This is a genomic window from Acinetobacter sp. NPDC052428, assembly GCF_044547685.1.
Taxonomy (GTDB): domain Bacteria; phylum Pseudomonadota; class Gammaproteobacteria; order Pseudomonadales; family Moraxellaceae; genus Acinetobacter; species Acinetobacter lwoffii_G.
This window is the reverse complement of the sequence record NZ_JBIUAT010000021.1, coordinates 35953-51678: the sequence shown is the minus strand read 5'-3', so window position 1 is coordinate 51678 and position 15726 is coordinate 35953. Positions and strand designations below refer to the sequence as shown.

Here is a 15726-nt window from a genome sequence, read left to right as displayed (position 1 = left end):
ATCTATCTCGTCGGTATGGGTGCATTCTAGAGGATTTCAGAATCATTGCAACCCCCAATTCACTATATTTTTCACGTATGTCTTTTTTTTCTACAAAAATTACTAAAAAATCGCTTTTTTATCTAATTTTTAAGCATTTTTATGCAATAAACCCACTAAACACTTCATTTTATTTTTATAACGGAAAATTCATTTAGACCTAAAAACTATCACAATAATATTTAAAACAGTATTTTTAGCCTTTTGATATTGAAATCTTGTCTTTTATTTAAATTAGCTCGTCAAAAGAAAACCAAAATTCCCCTACCTTGCCCAACAAACCGATCTAAATCCTAGACTCCTCAATTGATGAGTTATTTTTGACGTAAAAAGCTTTTATAAAAGCCTATTCTTAGGCTGCTATATAGAAGAGGTATTCATTTTTAGTTTTCGAATCCCAAAACCATGCTTAGATCACTTATATATAGAAGATAAAGTCTGTTATTTTGCATTAAGCGACTTTTTCCTGTTGTTGCTGTCTAAGCCAGTGCTGCATAACTTCTACAATCATGTCTTTCTTGCCCTGATAATCCTCGGCAATAAAGAATAATTTCGCGCGTCGCGGTAACTGCTCTTCAATCAGGGAAAATAAAAAGTAATGCGCGGCCAGATCAAGCTGCATAAATAAAGTATAGACAGATCCATAGAGTTGCTGTTTTTGTTCGACCGGCTGGTATTCAAATAAGAACCGTAATATGCAATCGATTTGTTCATCAAAAATATCTTCTGTTGGAAAGCGATACATTCAATCACCTCTGCTTTAATTTTTTATGTTTTGCACTTTTCTTTTGGAGTCAATTGAAATGAACTCACCCTTAGAGGTCATTCACCTAAGTTCGATTTGCTGATTAATTTTAAGTTTAGTTGTTCAACAAGAAGAGTAGGCATGCAGATTTATATTTTGATTACGCAATCAGAATAAATAAAAAAGGAAGAGATCTCTCCCAAAATCTCCTCCTTAGAATTGAATCTTTACCCGATCCATTATGTCATTATTATAGTTATTCGCTTTAAAGCTTTTAAAAAGAGCCTCTTGGAAAAGAGACTTCTCAGTTGTGGAGTACTATTATTTTTACTACCCTCTAGATGCTCTAAACGAATTCTCTAGATGAATAAATCCTATACATAATAAAGATGAAAAGCAAGTGATTTGGGAAAAATTAACTCTTGTTTTCATAGGGTTTTTTTTGACTTTACTTATTTGATTTTTAAATATAGAACATCAACAAAACAAGCAGACCGAAGCCTGCTTTTATTTCAATAACTTATCCGTTTTTTAGTCAACAAAAGTGACTTTAGCGATTGCTTTTTTACTGGCCTGAACAATCAAAGTTACGTTCTCTTTCACAGAATAAGTCGTATCTACAGTCTGCCAATCCACTTTCACTGCACCACGGCCTAATGCATCCTTAGCCTGGGCTGCATTTTTGGTTAAGCCGGCTTCACGTAAAATCGAGGTAATAAAGATTTCCCCACCAAACTCGCCACGTGAAATAGTTACTTCTGGCGTACCTTCGGGTAATTCACCTTCAGTAATGATATTGCCCGCGCCTTTATGCGCATTGGCAGCCGCCTCTGCACCATGGAAACGCTCAACCAGCTCCAGTGCAAGAATCTTTTTGACTTCTTGCGGGTTACGGCCTTCTGCCACTTCTTTTAATAGTTGCTGAATTTCTTCAATGGTTTTGAAGCTCAGCAGATCAAAATAACGCTCAATCAATGCATCCGGCATTGAGAGCACTTTCTGGTACATCGCGCCCGGTGCATCAAATACACCAATATAGTTACCTAAAGATTTAGACATCTTGTTGACGCCATCTAAACCTTCAAGAATTGGCACTGTGATACAGACTTGTGCTTCTTGATTATAACGACCTTGTAAGGTACGCCCCATCAACAGGTTAAAGGTTTGGTCTGTACCACCCAATTCAACATCTGCTTCCAGCGCAACAGAGTCATAGCCTTGTACCAATGGGTACAAAAATTCATGAATCGCAATTGGCTGCTGGTTGTTATAACGCTTGGTGAAGTCATCACGTTCAAGCATACGCGCAACCGTTTGCTGTGATGCCAGTTGAATCAAATCAGCCGCAGTTTTTTGTGCAAACCATTCCGAGTTAAACACCACTTTGGTTTTGTTTGGATCAAGAATTTTAAATACTTGTTCTTGATATGTTTTAGCATTCTCTAAAACCTGTTCACGTGACAATGGTGGACGTGTTGCGCTCTTGCCGGTCGGGTCACCGATCATCGCAGTATAGTCACCGATCAGAAACAATACTTCATGACCCAAATCCTGGAATACTTTTAACTTATTAATGAGAACCGTGTGGCCCAAGTGCAAATCAGGTGCAGTCGGGTCAAAACCCGCTTTAATTTTTAATGGACGATTCAATTTTAATTTCTTGAGAAGGTCTTCTTCAGAAATAATTTCGTGGGTGCCTCGTTGAATGAGGGCAAGTTGTTCTTCAGCCGGCAGGAAATTTGACATCACAAAATCCAATACATCAGTTACTCAATTTGTGCGATATACTAACACTTTTTCAGCATATTGCAGGCTTAAGAATAACCATGACAGCGATCTATATTGGGGTAATGACCGGCACAAGCATGGATGGTGTCGATATTGTTGCTGCTTCTTTTGATCCACTCCAGCTTCATGCCACACTCACTTTGGCATTTGATCCAGACCTTCGGGACGAGCTGATGGCACTAACCTTGCCAGATGACAATGAAATTGACCGCATGGGCAAGGCTGATGTTGCACTGGCACAAATGATTGGTCATGGCATTAATGCGCTGATTGAAAAAAATAACCTGGATAAATCCAGAATCAAGGCGATTGGCTCGCATGGCCAGACCATCCGGCATCGTCCTGAACATGGCTTCACGCTGCAAATTGGTGACCCGAATATCATTACTGAAATTACCCAGATTCCGGTGATTTCAGATTTCCGTCGTCGTGATCTGGCGGCAGGTGGTCAGGGAGCACCTTTAGTTCCGGCATTTCATCAGGATATTTTCCAGCATGACAGCATTCACCGTGTCATTTTAAATCTGGGCGGTATTGCGAATGTCAGCCTGCTGCCTGCCGGGAAGCCTGAAGAGGTGTATGGTTTTGATACTGGACCGGCCAATATCCTGATGGATGCCTGGTGTGCCCGTTATACTGGTCAGCCTTTTGATGAAAATGGCAACTGGGCAGCCTATGGCACCCCGATTCGCAGTTTACTTGATCGCTTGCAGTCACACGAATTCTTCTCCAAAGAGCCTCCGAAAAGTACTGGTCGTGAAGATTTCAACCTGGAATGGCTGGATGAACAGATTGCTGACTGGCGCAATGACCTGCAATACGATGAACTGGAAGATACTCCGGAAAATGTACAGGCGACTTTATTAAAGCTCACCACCCGTGCCATTAAAAAAGCCATTTACCGCTCCGGCATGGATACCGGACAAGTTTTTGTTTGTGGTGGTGGTGCCTATAACTCACATTTACTCGAGCAACTGCGCTGGCGCCTACGCAAGCATGAATGGAGCGTACAAACTACCGCCGATCTTGGTTTAAGCCCGACTTGGGTTGAAGCCACGGCCTTTGCCTGGCTGGCCATGCGTTTTATGAATCAGCTGAATGGTAACCTGCCAGCAGTCACTGGTGCTGCTGGATATCGCGTCCTCGGTACCATTACTGCAGTCTAAGCCATCCTAAACAATATTATTTCCATGACTATATAGTTATTGGAAAGATAGTCATTAAAAAAGGTCTGCAAAAATGCAGACCTTTTTTCGTTTTCAATATTTTTATTGCATCATGCGTTTGGCATTTTCATTTCTAAAAGCACGCAGAATCTGCTGACCGGCACGACCTGTAGGACTTAAGCCCAAACGCTGCTGTTCCTGACGAATCGCCTGACGGGTTTTATCTCCAATTAGACCATCCACTGCACCAATATCATAGCCACGGTTTAACAGAAATTGCTGGATCTCACGACGTTCTGCACGCGAAGTTCCCGGATCATCAGTAGGCCATGTGGCCGCAAAGCTACCTTTACCCTGCAAACGGTCTGATAAATGGGCAATGGCCAAGGCATAACTTTCTGCCGCGTTATAGCTATAAATGGCATCGAAGTTTTTAAATACTAAAAATACTGGGCCATTCGATCCTGCAGGTGCAAGCAATCCGGCTTGAGAGGATTGCGATAAATTTCCTTGAATCAATGCCGAACCATCGGCACGAACTACACCTTGATTAATCCAACTACTTAGCGATTTTTTATTGCGACGGCCTTCACCGGAAATCGACATGCCTTGCGGGATCTTGACTTCAAAGCCCCAAGGTTGTCCGCTCTGCCAGCCACGCTTACTTAAAAAGTTGGCGGTCGATGCCAGTGCATCCGGAATGCTTGAAACCAGATCACGTCGTCCATCACCATCAAAATCAACTGCAAGCTCATCATAAGTCGATGGCATAAACTGGGTATGACCAAACGCGCCTGCCCAGGAACCCTTTAATTGTTCTTCGCGCACATCACCACGCTGTAACAGTTTCATGGTGGTAAAAAACTCACCGCGGAAATAACTCTGGCGACGACCTTCACAGCTCAAAGTCCCCAAAGCCTGTAATAAAGGATATTTCCCGGAAATATCGCCAAAATTACTCTCGACGCCCCAGACCGCAACCACCGTTTCTGCAGGTACACCATAGGTGGCAGCAACACGATTGAGCACCTCACGATGTTGCTGTAATTTTTGCCGGCCGAGCTGAACCCGCTCTTCATCCACCAAACCAGACAAATAATCCCAAATTGGGGTAGAAAATTCAGGCTGGTAATTCAGGCGTTCAATCACTGAATAATCCGGGTTTAAGTTCTGGGTATAACGATCATAGGTACTGCCGCTTACACCTCTAGCAACAGCTTGACTGCGCAAATTAGCGAGACAGTTTTGAAAATTATTTTGGGAGGCATAATTCGGGATATTTGAACTAGAGGTCAAATCAGTCGGCGTGACACGTTGACCATTAATAATAAGTTCAGCCTGTGCCTGTGAAGCAGCCAAGACCACAGAACCAATAAAAAGTGCAAGCCGTTGCATAAGACCCTTGAATATTTAGATTTTGAATTATGCTTCTACCTTAGCAGCTCATGATGAAAATTAAAGCGCCAATGCGTAAATTTAAATTCATAATTCCTACACTTTTAAATTCATTTTGTAATCTTTAAATTTAAACACGAGTTATCCACAAGCTTGTTTTAAATTCAAATCAGCAGGATTTTTAAATTTAAATTCAAAACATTTGGAATTATTTTTGAATTTAAAAAATTACTGGGGATAACTTGTTTCAGGAAAAGCGAGTCACGATCATCAACATGCTCTAATTACACTCGTTTTTGTTTTAAATTCATTTGAATAATGAGCTAATATTTTTAAATTCAAAAACTTTGAATTCATTTATCCAGTTTTAAATTTGAATTCATATTTTTTGAATTTAAAAGCGCAAGTTTAAATTCAAAGTGCGATTTAAATTTGAATTTATTTTTATGAATTTAAATTCAAAACTGCTTTCCAGTTTTAAATTCAAACTTTGATTTCAAGCTTATCTACAAGTGAATATGGCAAAATTCAGCTGTAAAAAAGGTTTTATTGGATTGTTATATTTATACTCAATTGATCAGTTTATAAGCAATTGATTTAAAAACTGATCCGACCAATGGCAGGTATTTTTGAAGAGGCGCAATCATGCCTGAAAGCAGACAAATAAAAAAGCGATCACCAAAGTGATCGCTTTTTTTATCAGCAAGTTAAAGCCTAGATGGTCATATCTTCGCTCAATGCCAATGGATTCGGTAAAATTTTCGCCAGTTGGCGGCAAAGTACAGACAATTGCGCGCTGTCATTTGGCATCAGGGTAATGTGACCAATCTTGCGGCCTTCGCGCTCTGACTTATTGTAAAGATGCAAATGTGCACCTTCCAGAGCAAGTACATCTGCAGATTTCGGATGCTGACCAATGATGTTCACCAAGACAGTTGGGCGGATCACTTCAGTTGAACCTAAAGGTAAACCTGCCACGGCACGCACATGGTTTTCAAACTGCGAACATACTGCACCTTCAATCGACCAGTGACCCGAGTTATGCACACGTGGTGCCATCTCGTTGGCATATAGGCCATTGTCTGTCACAAACAGCTCAAGGGTCAGCACACCGACATAGTTCAAGTGATTCAGCAGACGAGTGATGTAATCTTGCGCCACCGGCTGCAAATCTGCACTGTTCGGTGCCGGCACAATCGAGTGCGACAGAATGCCGTTATGATGATGATTTTCCGCCAATGGCCAGGTTTTAACATCACCATCTTGGCCGCGTACTGCAATGATTGAAACTTCACGCGAGAAAGTCACGAAACTTTCAGCAATCAGTTCACCCGCAGGGCCCAATTCTGCCCAGGCCTGATCCATCTGATCGGCCGAACGTAAAACAAATTGACCTTTGCCATCATAACCGCCACGCGAAGTTTTCAGTACGATCGGCAAGCCCAGTTCAGCTACAGCAGCCTGTAAGCTTTCCAGTGAAGTGACCGCTTTGTACGGTGCAACCGGAATAGCCAGTTCATCAAACAAGGCTTTTTCAGACAGACGATGCTGGGCAATCGCCAAAGCCTGACGCGGCGGATGCAGTTGCTTGCTTTGCGTCAGTACATCAACATCTGCAAGTGGCGTATTTTCAAACTCAAGGCTAAATACATCTGCACTGTTAATAAAGTCTTGCAGACCATTTTCAGCTTGGCTCGAAATCACCGGACCCAAAGCAGCAGAAGGACAGTCTGTGCTGGCTTCAAAAAATGTACATTGAATATTTAATGGAAGTGCCGCTTGCGCCATCATACGACCCAGCTGACCGCCACCAAAAATACCGATGGTTTTATCCATAATCTGTATCTCGACTTAAGCCTGGCCTGGAATATTGTTACTTGCGACTTTATCTGTTTGCGCTGCACGGAAATCTGCAACATTTTTTGCGATCTCTGGACGCGTCAAACCCAGAATTTGCGCCGCCATAATGGCAGCATTGGTTGCACCGGCAGGACCGATGGCCAAGGTACCGACTGCAATACCGGCTGGCATTTGCACAATAGACAGCAATGAATCAACACCGTTTAAAATCGAAGATTTCACAGGTACACCCAAAACTGGCAGATCAGTTTTCGCCGCACACATCCCCGGTAAATGCGCTGCGCCACCTGCACCAGCAATAATTACCTGAATACCACGATCACGCGCTTGTTCAGCATATTCAAACAGGCGGTCTGGAGTACGATGTGCAGAAACAACTTCGGCTTCAAATGGGACACCAAGCTGCTTGAGCATATTGGCAGTGTGTTCGAGAGTTGCCCAATCTGATTGAGAACCCATGATAATACCTACGAGAGGAGTATCTTGTGCAGCAGCCGCATTCATTGCAAATTTTCCAGAGATTAAAGTGAGAAAAGATAAATCTCGACGAGAGAGCCAAGCTTGAATAGGAGTACTCATTATAGACTGAAATTGATTTGGTCTAAAGTTCAGCTCAACAATTAAGAATTAAAATTATCTGTTTGGAAAATAGTCGAAAATAAAAAGATAATTTTGCGGCTAAAAATACAAAAATAGGACATACATCACATTAAAAAAAGTATAACTATCAAGATAAAACTTTTTTGCAATGAATAACTTAATACTAAAACCTATACATTGGCAGGGCATTTTTATGTGGTACAAACTAAAAATCTGGCTACAGAACCCCTCAGAAAACTTATGGCTGATGCCGGCCCTTGGCGCCCTCTTTGCGACCTTTTTCTCGCTGTTTGCAATCGCCAGTCGCTATTTCATCCCGACCAGCACTGTTCCCAATATCAGTATTGAAACCCTGAGCAGCCTGCTAGATATTATTGCTTCCAGCATGCTGGCAGTCACCACTTTTTCCCTGTCGATTATGGTCGCAGCCTTTGCGTCTGCCTCATCCAGCGGGACACCACGTGCCTATCAGCTGATGATGAGTGATGACAATACCCGCCTTGCTATCAGCAGTTTTATCTCGGCTTTTATTTATGCTGTAATTGCCAAGATTGCGCTCGGGCTTGGCTATTATGGTCCTGCAGGTAGATTTGTACTGTTTATCAGTACCATTTTGGTATTGATGTACCTGATTTATATCCTGATTCGCTGGGTACACACCCTGTCGCAACTGGGCAACCTCACCACCACCATTCACAAAATTGAAGTCGCTGCTTCTACGGCCTTGGCGGAGTTTCGACATCAGCCGAATTTTGGTGCCACCGGACAACGTCCAGAGCAAGCAGCTGCCTTTCATGTTTTTAGTACCCAGACCGGCTATTTCACCAATTTTAATAGTGAAGGACTGGAGCAACTGGCCGTCAGCCAACAGCTGCATATCCATCTTCCCCAGCTACCCGGAAAATTTCTGGATCCGATGACGGCACTGGCAGAGGTATATAGCGACCGCGCTTTCAGCCCGGAACAGCAGTAGGAGATCCGAAACTCCATTTTGAATCATGTAATCATTGAAACCAATCGCAGCTTTTTACAGGACCCGCGTTTTGGTGTGGTGGTGATGAGCGAAGTGGGGCAGAAAGCGATGTCTCCCGCAGTGAACGATGTTGGATCAGCGATTAATGCCGTTGATGCCTTAACCCGAATCCTGATTGACAGCAAGGCCGCTGAAGATTTACCGGAGCGGGATTGTCCGCATATCAGTGTGGATATCTTTGATCTCGGGGATTTGATTTACAGTAGTTTTGCACCAATGGCCCGAGATTGTGTGGGTTGTATTGAACTCAATCAGAGAATATTGAAATGTTTAGCGATGATTCAACATAATGTACCCGAACCTGAACTAAAACAGGCTGCAGAAATAATGGCGATTGAATTAATCCAACGCTGCCTGAATAAACTGGAATTTGAACCGGATCGGCAGAAATTACTTTCTGAATTTAGAAGCCATTTCCCCCTGATTCAGCTGAGCCATTAGATCAAGTTAAGGGGTACGGAAGACAAAATAGACACATCCACACAGACATAAAGCGGCCCAGAGATAATCCAGTTTAAAGGGCTGTTTAAACATAAAAATCATAAAAGGAACAAAGACTAGTAAGGTCACGACTTCCTGGGTGATTTTCATTTGACCGACTGCCAGGCCTTGCTGCGCCAGTAATTTGGTCGCTGGAATCATCAGGCTATATTCAAACAGGGCAATGGCCCAGCTGAACAAAATCGCTTGCCAGAGCGGTGCATCATGCGGCAAAAATTTTAAATGCCCATACCAGGCCAGGGTCATAAAACAGTTGGCAATTACCAGAAGAAATAAAGCCGGCAGCATTTGCATGCACTCTGCAAAAAAGTCGAACTTATTTTACGGTTTATTTGGCGAAAAGATATTGCATCGCTTTGAAATTTTCTTTGAATTTATCCGTGAAACAGGATTTAAAAAATCCCACAACAAGGCCAGAATTTTCACTATCTTTTCAGCTAAAGCCTTGCTATCGTTGCTTGCAAATTGAATAAATCATGACAACAGCACCAATATAAAGTGATGGGTCAGACAGGAACGGAGTAAAGTAGATGCATCTGCATATTTTGGGTATTTGTGGCACCTTTATGGGCTCGTTAGCGCTACTTGCACGCGATCTGGGCCACCAGGTAACAGGTTCAGACCTGAATGTGTATCCACCCATGTCGACCCAACTTGAAAATGCGGGCATCACTTTAATACAGGGTTATGACCGCAGTCATTTACAGCCTCATCCGGATCTGGTAATCGTCGGCAATGCCATGAAGCGTGGTATTGATGCAGTCGAATATATGCTGAATGCAGGTCTGCCTTATATTTCAGGTCCGCAGTTCCTGGCTGATCATGTTCTGCAAGGTAAACACGTGCTGGGTGTCGCCGGAACACATGGTAAAACCACGACCACCACGATGCTGGCTTGGGTACTGGATCAAGCCGGTCTGGAGCCAGGTTTTCTGATTGGCGGTGTGCCATTGGGCTTTTCGGAAAGTGCGCGTCTCGGTGGTGGGAAATATTTCTGTGTCGAAGCCGATGAATACGATTCTGCTTTCTTCGACAAGCGTTCCAAGTTCGTGCATTACCATCCAAAAACCGCAATTTTAAATAACCTGGAATTTGACCATGCCGATATCTTTGATGATCTGGCCGCAATTCAAAAACAGTTTCATCATTTAGTTCGTACTATTCCAAGTGAAGGCCGGATTATCGCGCCGATTACTGAAAGCAATATTGATGAAGTGCTGGAGCAGGGCTGCTGGACGCCTGTAGTGCGCACCAGTCTAGATGCCAACGAAAAATCTGAACTTTATGCAGAACAATTGTCAGCAGATGGTTCACATTTCAAAGTCCTGCAACAGGGCGTTGTCAAAGGCGAAGTACAGTGGAATATGACCGGGCAGCATTCGGTGGCCAATGCCTTGGCCACCATTGCCGCTGCTGAACATGTTGGCGTATCAATTGAAACCGCCTGTGAAGCGCTGTCGAATTTTGGTGGGGTGAAACGCCGTATGGAACTGTTAGGCACTGTTCGTGGTATCGAGGTTTATGATGACTTCGCCCATCATCCGACGGCGATTGATACGACCTTAGAAGGCGCGCGCAAACGTCTGGGTGAACGCAAACTCTGGGCAATTATTGAACCACGTTCCAATACCATGCGCATGGGCAGTCATAAAGATGGCTTGGCTCATTCAGCACGTCTGGCCGATGAAGTGATCTGGTATCAACCAGAAGGACTGGACTGGGATCTGCAACCGGTCATTGAGGCTGCGCCAAACAAGGCCAAAGTTGCACGCACACTGGATGACATCATTCAGACCGTGGTAGCAGAGGCAGGCGAGGGCGATGCCGTAGTAATTATGTCGAATGGTGGTTTTGGTGGTTTGCATCAGAAGCTGATTACTGTTTTACAAGCATAAAACAGATTTAAGTGAAGTGAAGAAGCCCGCCTAGCGGGCTTTTTTTAGCATATTAAAACGTTGATTGAGAAAAAGTGAACCGTTGTTCTGATCCTGCAATCCTATGATTTAAATATTGACCCAAATAGCAGATTTATCTCTGAACCCTCCCTGATGATCTTTTGTTGCAATCTGTACACAAGACTCATTGCAGCGCCATATCACTCAAGGCACAATCGAGAAGAACACAGGTATCTATAGGCCTGAAAGCCAGATCATAAATCAGCCCATCGCTGTCACTATATAAAAGCAATCGAGGCGTTCATTATTCTCGCTGAGTCAGGTCATTCTCATTCCTCATTCCATTAGGAGATGTGTCATGACAACGATGAAAGCGATGGTCTATTACGGCGCAAATGATATCCGCTTTGAAGACCGCCCAGTTCCCACCATTTTGCATCCCAGCGATGCCATCATTAAACTGGAAAAAGTTACCATCTGCGGTACCGACTTGGGTATCTGGAAAGGTAAAAACCCGGAAATTGAGCAGGAGGCTACGCGTAAAGAGGGCAGCTTTAAGGGACGTATTTTAGGTCACGAAGGTATTGGCATTGTGGAAGAAGTTGGTTCCGCCGTGCAAAACTTTAAAAAGGGCGACCGGGTGATTATTTCCTGTGTCAGCCGCTGCGGAACCTGTGAAAACTGCCAGAAACAGCTCTATGCCCATTGTCGCAATGAAGGCGGCTGGATCATGGGTTATATGATTGATGGCACCCATGCCGAATATGTACGCACGCCCTTTGCCGATACCTCACTCTATCATTTACCCGATGGCCTGAATCAAGATGTGGCCGTATTCCTCTCAGATATCCTGCCAACTTCACATGAAATTGGGGTGCAATATGGCGATGTCAAACCAGGCGACAATGTCGCGATTGTCGGGGCAGGGCCAATCGGCATGAGTTGTCTGCTCACCGCACAGTTTTATTCACCCGCCAATATTATTATGGTGGATATGGATGATAATCGGCTGGAATTTGCCAAGACTGTCGGCGCGACGCATATCATCAACTCTGCCAAAGAAGATGCCATTCAAAAGATTCTAGAGATTACCGATGGACGCGGGGTCGACTGTGCCATTGAAGCAGTGGGGGTGGAGCCTACCTGGAATATTTGCCAGCATGTCGTGAAGGAGGGCGGGCATATTGCCAACGTCGGCGTACATGGTAAACCGGTGAGTTTTGAACTGAACAAACTCTGGATTAAAAACCTGACCATCACCACCGGCCTGGTGAATGCCAATACCACAGGGATGTTGCTGAAAACCTGCTGTTCCGGCAAATTGCCCCTAGAAAAACTGGCGACCCATCATTTTAAATTTTCCGATTTTGAAAAAGCCTATGATGTCTTTAAACATGCCTCTGATGAAAAGGCCTTAAAAGTCATGATTGACATGACCTAATCCACATCAGACAAAAAAGTCCGCCATGCGGACTTTTTTATTTTCAGCTTTGATCCATCAGATCAAAAATAGGGGACATAACCACGCTGCTTATAACCTTTTGGCGATGCCAGACTGGCCTGATTTTCTTCCAGGCGATACAGTACTTTGAGGAATTCGGCAATTCCTGACTGCTGCAAGGCATGGGGATCAAATTGCTTCAAACCTAAACGTGAAAATAAAGAAGAAATTTCACTGTGTTTATGCACATATTTCATTGACCATTCCGAGAAATGGGACTGCTCTACCATTGCATCTGCAAAACGCAAGATATTGTGATGACGGGGATCCTGACAAATGCTCTGAAATAAGCTTTCTACTACTTCAGCCTGACCTTCAAGGCACTGGAAAAATTTACCATGGGAATAATACAACACCCCATGAATCTGATGCTGAAGATTGAACTTCCGGGCAGTGGCCAAAATATCGCTTAAATCTTGTAACAACTCTTGTTCAGATTCTATGCGTTCACTGGCATAGCAAAGCTGTAGCATCATGCCATCTCACTAGAGGGAAGAATTAAAAACACAATTTAATCAATAATTTTAAATTAAGTCGACTATTTTTTAAGCAAATATCCGTTTTTGCTTACATGGTTTTCAGTTTGCATTTCTGGATTAAACTTTTAACAATAGTGCCTAAATTATTAAACGAATATTTTCATACACCTACCGTAAGCATGAGGATTACCTGATGTTAAAAGATCTGATTTTAACCCTCGCCTTGTTATGTGTGTGTTTTGTCTTGATGATCACTTTAAATAATTGGCAATTTAGCGCTCAAACCAATCTGCTGATCAGTTCAATTTTTATTAGCTGGGCGATTTTGAAATTTGTTGGACATCGTATTTATTTTCATGCCAGTTACCTGCTGATCATGGCAATTTTAGTGATGCTGCAACAGTTTGAAGAAATTTTCTGGGCCATGACCGGCGTGATGGCAGGTTTCGGTTTATATACCCTGTTACAGGTTATATTGATTCCTGCCTTGAAAGAAAAACTGCATTTATCTTTCGGGAAATCCCCTTGGATGGTTAAATAGCCGTTGCTGCGACATCGGCCAGACTACGGTCACGTTTAAACATGACATCCACATAGGAACATTGCGGAATAATGGTTAAACTTTTTTCACGAGCAAAATCGACCAGTGCATCCAGCATTTTTCGGGCAATACCGTGACCACGCAGGGAATCATCGACCCAGGTATGATCAGCAATGATGACGGCATCGCCCCGCCATTGATAAGTGATCTCCGCCAGGCGGCGTCCTTGAGCTTCCATAAAAAATACACCACCACGTTTTGAATCTTGATATTTAATTTCCATACGAATCTAAACCTTTGTTGTCATTTTAAAATTATAAAACATCATTAAAGCGAGGCTCTCGCTCGAACACGGATTTGGCAAAAGGGCATTTTGGAATAATCCTGATGCCGTGTTCACGGGCAAAATTCACAGCGGCCTCGACCAGATAATACCCGACGTGCTGTCCGCGTAGGCTGTCATCGACCCAGGTGTGTTCAATCACTAATTGATCTTCATTTACTCTTGAATAACTCATTTCTGCCAGACGTTTTTCATTTGGCTCTACAAACCATAAACCTCCAGTGTCCTGTTGCTGATGCTCGATCAACATGCCGATCCTCTCCTTGTTTTTAAGCCAGACTGACATATTTTTCCCTGCTCTATTGTTAGATTTCTTTTAAAGGATTGTGAATCTGTTTTCCTGACCAATACCGCATTCTGCTCAACAGGTTTAAACTGCCGGCCGATTCTTTTTATCAGATATGTATGTCCAGCTCTTCTTCCACCTCCTCGGTGACGCGTCAATGGGTCTGTGTGATTGCTTTAGCCTCTGCTGCCTTTATTTTCAATACCACCGAATTTATCCCGGTAGCACTATTAAGTGATATTGGTACCAGTTTTGCCATGTCACCGACCCAGGTCGGGTGGATGCTGACAATTTATGCCTGGGTCGTGGCGCTGCTTTCTTTGCCAATGATGTTACTGACCAAAAATATTGAACGGCGCTTTCTGCTGATGGTTTTATTTGCGGTGTTTATTTTCAGTCATGTGCTGTCCTATTTTGCCTGGAGCTTTAGCATTCTGGTGCTGAGCCGGATTGGTATTGCCGTGGCGCATGCGCTGTTCTGGTCAATTACGGCGTCGCTTGCCGTGCGGGTTGCGCCAAAGGGCAAAGAGTTTCAGGCACTGGGCTTATTGGCTACCGGTACCGCCATGGCGATGGTTCTGGGAATTCCCTTTGGCCGGATGGTCGGGGAGGCCTATGGCTGGCGCAATAGTTTTGCTTTGATCGCAGTTGTGGCGAGCGTGGTGTGCGTATTGCTGGCCAAAACCTTGCCTTTATTGCCAAGTGTCAATTCAGGTTCACTCAGCAGTTTAAAGAGCTTGCTGAAACGTCCCAGCCTGATGCTGGTCTTTGCGCTTACCGTGCTTGTGATTAGTGCGCAATTTACCGCCTATAGTTATATTGAACCCTTTGCGCTGAATATTGCGCAATTCAGCTCTGCGCAAACCACCAGCTTATTGCTAATTTATGGCGCTGCGGGTCTGATCGGCTCTTACGTATTTGGCCGCTTTTCACCGCATTTTCCCCGACTCACCATTCCGCTATTTACACTCGGGCTGGGAATCTCGCTGCTGTTATTTCTGCCACTGTCTCAGGGTGTATTTCAGCTCAATAGCCTGGCGTTAATCTGGGGCATCAGCATTATTGGGTTTAGTCTGGCCCTACAAGCCAAGACCTTAAATCTGGCTTCAGATGCGACTGATGTCGCCATGGCGATTTTTTCAGGTCTATACAATGTCGGGATTGGCGGCGGTGCCTTACTCGGCGGTCTGGTAACGGCACATATCGGATTGCATAGTATTGGCTGGGTAGGAGCAATCCTGGCCAGCTTGGGTTTTCTGATCAGCTTATACCTGATTCAGCGTCCGGATTTCTTAGGTAAGAAAGCGCCTTGAAGCATGATTTTTGTAAATGAAATTGTAGTCTTAGCAAAAATCTGTCATACTTGCTGCACATTGAGCTACCGCTCAAATAAAATTTAGTTTGAACAAGGGGAGTAGCCTCCTCCAAGCGTTTAAGAATGAAATTTCAATTTTTAAACGTGTCAGAATATCGTCATTACACTTTGCAAAAAGTCGGTATCTGAGCATCTTGAAGTCACACTTTATATAAAAAAGTGGAACAGTAAGATGTAGG

The 15726-nt window shown here is 43.6% G+C and carries 14 protein-coding genes and 1 pseudogene; 6 read left to right on the top strand and 9 right to left on the bottom strand.

Annotated elements, in window-relative coordinates:
- Positions 1–490 precede the first annotated feature (490 nt).
- Both ACIG3F_RS11425 and tyrS read right to left on the bottom strand, forming a co-directional pair.
- Positions 491–784 carry a hypothetical protein gene (locus tag ACIG3F_RS11425; RefSeq protein ID WP_005104912.1) on the bottom strand — a complete coding sequence of 98 codons (294 nt, stop codon included), beginning with the start codon at positions 782–784 and terminating at the stop codon, positions 491–493.
- A 531-nt stretch (positions 785–1315) separates the two neighbouring features.
- On the bottom strand, positions 1316–2530 hold the full coding sequence (gene tyrS / locus ACIG3F_RS11420; RefSeq protein ID WP_004647151.1) for a tyrosine--tRNA ligase: 1215 nt from the start codon (positions 2528–2530) through the stop codon (positions 1316–1318).
- Positions 2531–2610: 80 nt separating this feature from the next.
- Here tyrS and ACIG3F_RS11415 point away from each other — a divergent pair, with 80 nt between their 5' ends.
- Positions 2611–3738: an anhydro-N-acetylmuramic acid kinase gene (locus ACIG3F_RS11415; RefSeq protein WP_396470085.1), complete on the top strand. Its 1128-nt coding sequence runs from the start codon at positions 2611–2613 to the stop codon at positions 3736–3738.
- A gap of 102 nt (positions 3739–3840) precedes the next feature.
- On the opposite strand, the gene ACIG3F_RS11410 is transcribed toward ACIG3F_RS11415, so the two are convergent.
- The 3 genes from ACIG3F_RS11410 to purE form a co-directional block, all read right to left on the bottom strand.
- Positions 3841–5133 carry a lytic murein transglycosylase gene (locus ACIG3F_RS11410; protein ID WP_219307905.1) on the bottom strand — a complete coding sequence of 431 codons (1293 nt, stop codon included), beginning with the start codon at positions 5131–5133 and terminating at the stop codon, positions 3841–3843.
- Between the two features lie 714 nt (positions 5134–5847).
- A complete protein-coding gene (locus ACIG3F_RS11405) occupies positions 5848–6969 on the bottom strand; it encodes a 5-(carboxyamino)imidazole ribonucleotide synthase (protein WP_004729017.1) in 1122 nt (373 codons plus the stop codon).
- 15 nt (positions 6970–6984) lie between these two features.
- A complete protein-coding gene (purE, locus tag ACIG3F_RS11400) occupies positions 6985–7497 on the bottom strand; it encodes a 5-(carboxyamino)imidazole ribonucleotide mutase (RefSeq protein WP_004647147.1) in 513 nt (170 codons plus the stop codon).
- A 244-nt stretch (positions 7498–7741) separates the two neighbouring features.
- Between purE and ACIG3F_RS11395 the strand changes: the two are divergent.
- Positions 7742–9067: pseudogene (locus ACIG3F_RS11395) on the top strand (DUF2254 domain-containing protein).
- A 6-nt stretch (positions 9068–9073) separates the two neighbouring features.
- Here ACIG3F_RS11395 and ACIG3F_RS11390 read toward each other — a convergent pair.
- A complete protein-coding gene (locus ACIG3F_RS11390) occupies positions 9074–9415 on the bottom strand; it encodes a DMT family protein (protein WP_004729014.1) in 342 nt (113 codons plus the stop codon).
- Positions 9416–9657: 242 nt separating this feature from the next.
- On the opposite strand from ACIG3F_RS11390, the gene mpl reads away from it, so the two are divergent.
- Together mpl and ACIG3F_RS11380 are read left to right on the top strand one after the other, a co-directional pair.
- Positions 9658–11022 (top strand): UDP-N-acetylmuramate:L-alanyl-gamma-D-glutamyl-meso-diaminopimelate ligase, encoded by a 1365-nt coding sequence (mpl, locus tag ACIG3F_RS11385; protein ID WP_004729013.1) that lies wholly within the window; start codon positions 9658–9660, stop codon positions 11020–11022.
- Positions 11023–11380: 358 nt separating this feature from the next.
- Positions 11381–12463 carry a zinc-dependent alcohol dehydrogenase family protein gene (locus ACIG3F_RS11380; RefSeq protein ID WP_004281911.1) on the top strand — a complete coding sequence of 361 codons (1083 nt, stop codon included), beginning with the start codon at positions 11381–11383 and terminating at the stop codon, positions 12461–12463.
- A 62-nt stretch (positions 12464–12525) separates the two neighbouring features.
- On the opposite strand, the gene ACIG3F_RS11375 is transcribed toward ACIG3F_RS11380, so the two are convergent.
- The gene (locus ACIG3F_RS11375; protein ID WP_180039085.1) at positions 12526–12999 is read right to left on the bottom strand and encodes a BLUF domain-containing protein; all 474 of its coding nucleotides are present in this window, start codon (positions 12997–12999) and stop codon (positions 12526–12528) included.
- A 196-nt stretch (positions 13000–13195) separates the two neighbouring features.
- On the opposite strand from ACIG3F_RS11375, the gene ACIG3F_RS11370 reads away from it, so the two are divergent.
- Positions 13196–13543 carry a hypothetical protein gene (locus ACIG3F_RS11370; protein ID WP_396470083.1) on the top strand — a complete coding sequence of 116 codons (348 nt, stop codon included), beginning with the start codon at positions 13196–13198 and terminating at the stop codon, positions 13541–13543.
- Here the strand turns inward: ACIG3F_RS11370 and ACIG3F_RS11365 are convergent.
- Both ACIG3F_RS11365 and ACIG3F_RS11360 read right to left on the bottom strand, forming a co-directional pair.
- Positions 13536–13826, bottom strand: coding sequence for a GNAT family N-acetyltransferase (locus ACIG3F_RS11365; protein ID WP_396470082.1), 291 nt, complete (start codon positions 13824–13826; stop codon positions 13536–13538). The two genes, ACIG3F_RS11370 and ACIG3F_RS11365, sit on opposite strands and share 8 nt — an antisense overlap.
- A gap of 31 nt (positions 13827–13857) precedes the next feature.
- Positions 13858–14136 (bottom strand): GNAT family N-acetyltransferase, encoded by a 279-nt coding sequence (locus tag ACIG3F_RS11360; RefSeq protein WP_005094867.1) that lies wholly within the window; start codon positions 14134–14136, stop codon positions 13858–13860.
- Between the two features lie 155 nt (positions 14137–14291).
- Here ACIG3F_RS11360 and ACIG3F_RS11355 point away from each other — a divergent pair, with 155 nt between their 5' ends.
- Complete coding sequence (locus tag ACIG3F_RS11355) at positions 14292–15485, top strand: sugar transporter (RefSeq protein ID WP_396470081.1); 1194 nt, start codon at positions 14292–14294, stop codon at positions 15483–15485.
- Positions 15486–15726: the final 241 nt, after the last annotated feature.

Bases quoted from the DNA above. Each gene is read 5' to 3' on its own strand.
- ACIG3F_RS11390 (WP_004729014.1), bottom strand. From the start codon at position 9,415: ATGCTGCCGGCTTTATTTCTTCTGGTAATTGCCAACTGTTTTATGACC.
- purE (WP_004647147.1), bottom strand. From the start codon at position 7,497: ATGAATGCGGCTGCTGCACAAGATACTCCTCTCGTAGGTATTATCATG.
- ACIG3F_RS11375 (WP_180039085.1), bottom strand. From the start codon at position 12,999: ATGATGCTACAGCTTTGCTATGCCAGTGAACGCATAGAATCTGAACAA.
- ACIG3F_RS11415 (WP_396470085.1), top strand. From the start codon at position 2,611: ATGACAGCGATCTATATTGGGGTAATGACCGGCACAAGCATGGATGGT.
- ACIG3F_RS11380 (WP_004281911.1), top strand. From the start codon at position 11,381: ATGACAACGATGAAAGCGATGGTCTATTACGGCGCAAATGATATCCGC.
- ACIG3F_RS11360 (WP_005094867.1), bottom strand. From the start codon at position 14,136: ATGTTGATCGAGCATCAGCAACAGGACACTGGAGGTTTATGGTTTGTA.
- ACIG3F_RS11425 (WP_005104912.1), bottom strand. From the start codon at position 784: ATGTATCGCTTTCCAACAGAAGATATTTTTGATGAACAAATCGATTGC.
- ACIG3F_RS11410 (WP_219307905.1), bottom strand. From the start codon at position 5,133: ATGCAACGGCTTGCACTTTTTATTGGTTCTGTGGTCTTGGCTGCTTCA.
- mpl (WP_004729013.1), top strand. From the start codon at position 9,658: ATGCATCTGCATATTTTGGGTATTTGTGGCACCTTTATGGGCTCGTTA.
- ACIG3F_RS11370 (WP_396470083.1), top strand. From the start codon at position 13,196: ATGTTAAAAGATCTGATTTTAACCCTCGCCTTGTTATGTGTGTGTTTT.
- ACIG3F_RS11405 (WP_004729017.1), bottom strand. From the start codon at position 6,969: ATGGATAAAACCATCGGTATTTTTGGTGGCGGTCAGCTGGGTCGTATG.
- ACIG3F_RS11365 (WP_396470082.1), bottom strand. From the start codon at position 13,826: ATGGAAATTAAATATCAAGATTCAAAACGTGGTGGTGTATTTTTTATG.
- tyrS (WP_004647151.1), bottom strand. From the start codon at position 2,530: ATGTCAAATTTCCTGCCGGCTGAAGAACAACTTGCCCTCATTCAACGA.
- ACIG3F_RS11355 (WP_396470081.1), top strand. From the start codon at position 14,292: ATGTCCAGCTCTTCTTCCACCTCCTCGGTGACGCGTCAATGGGTCTGT.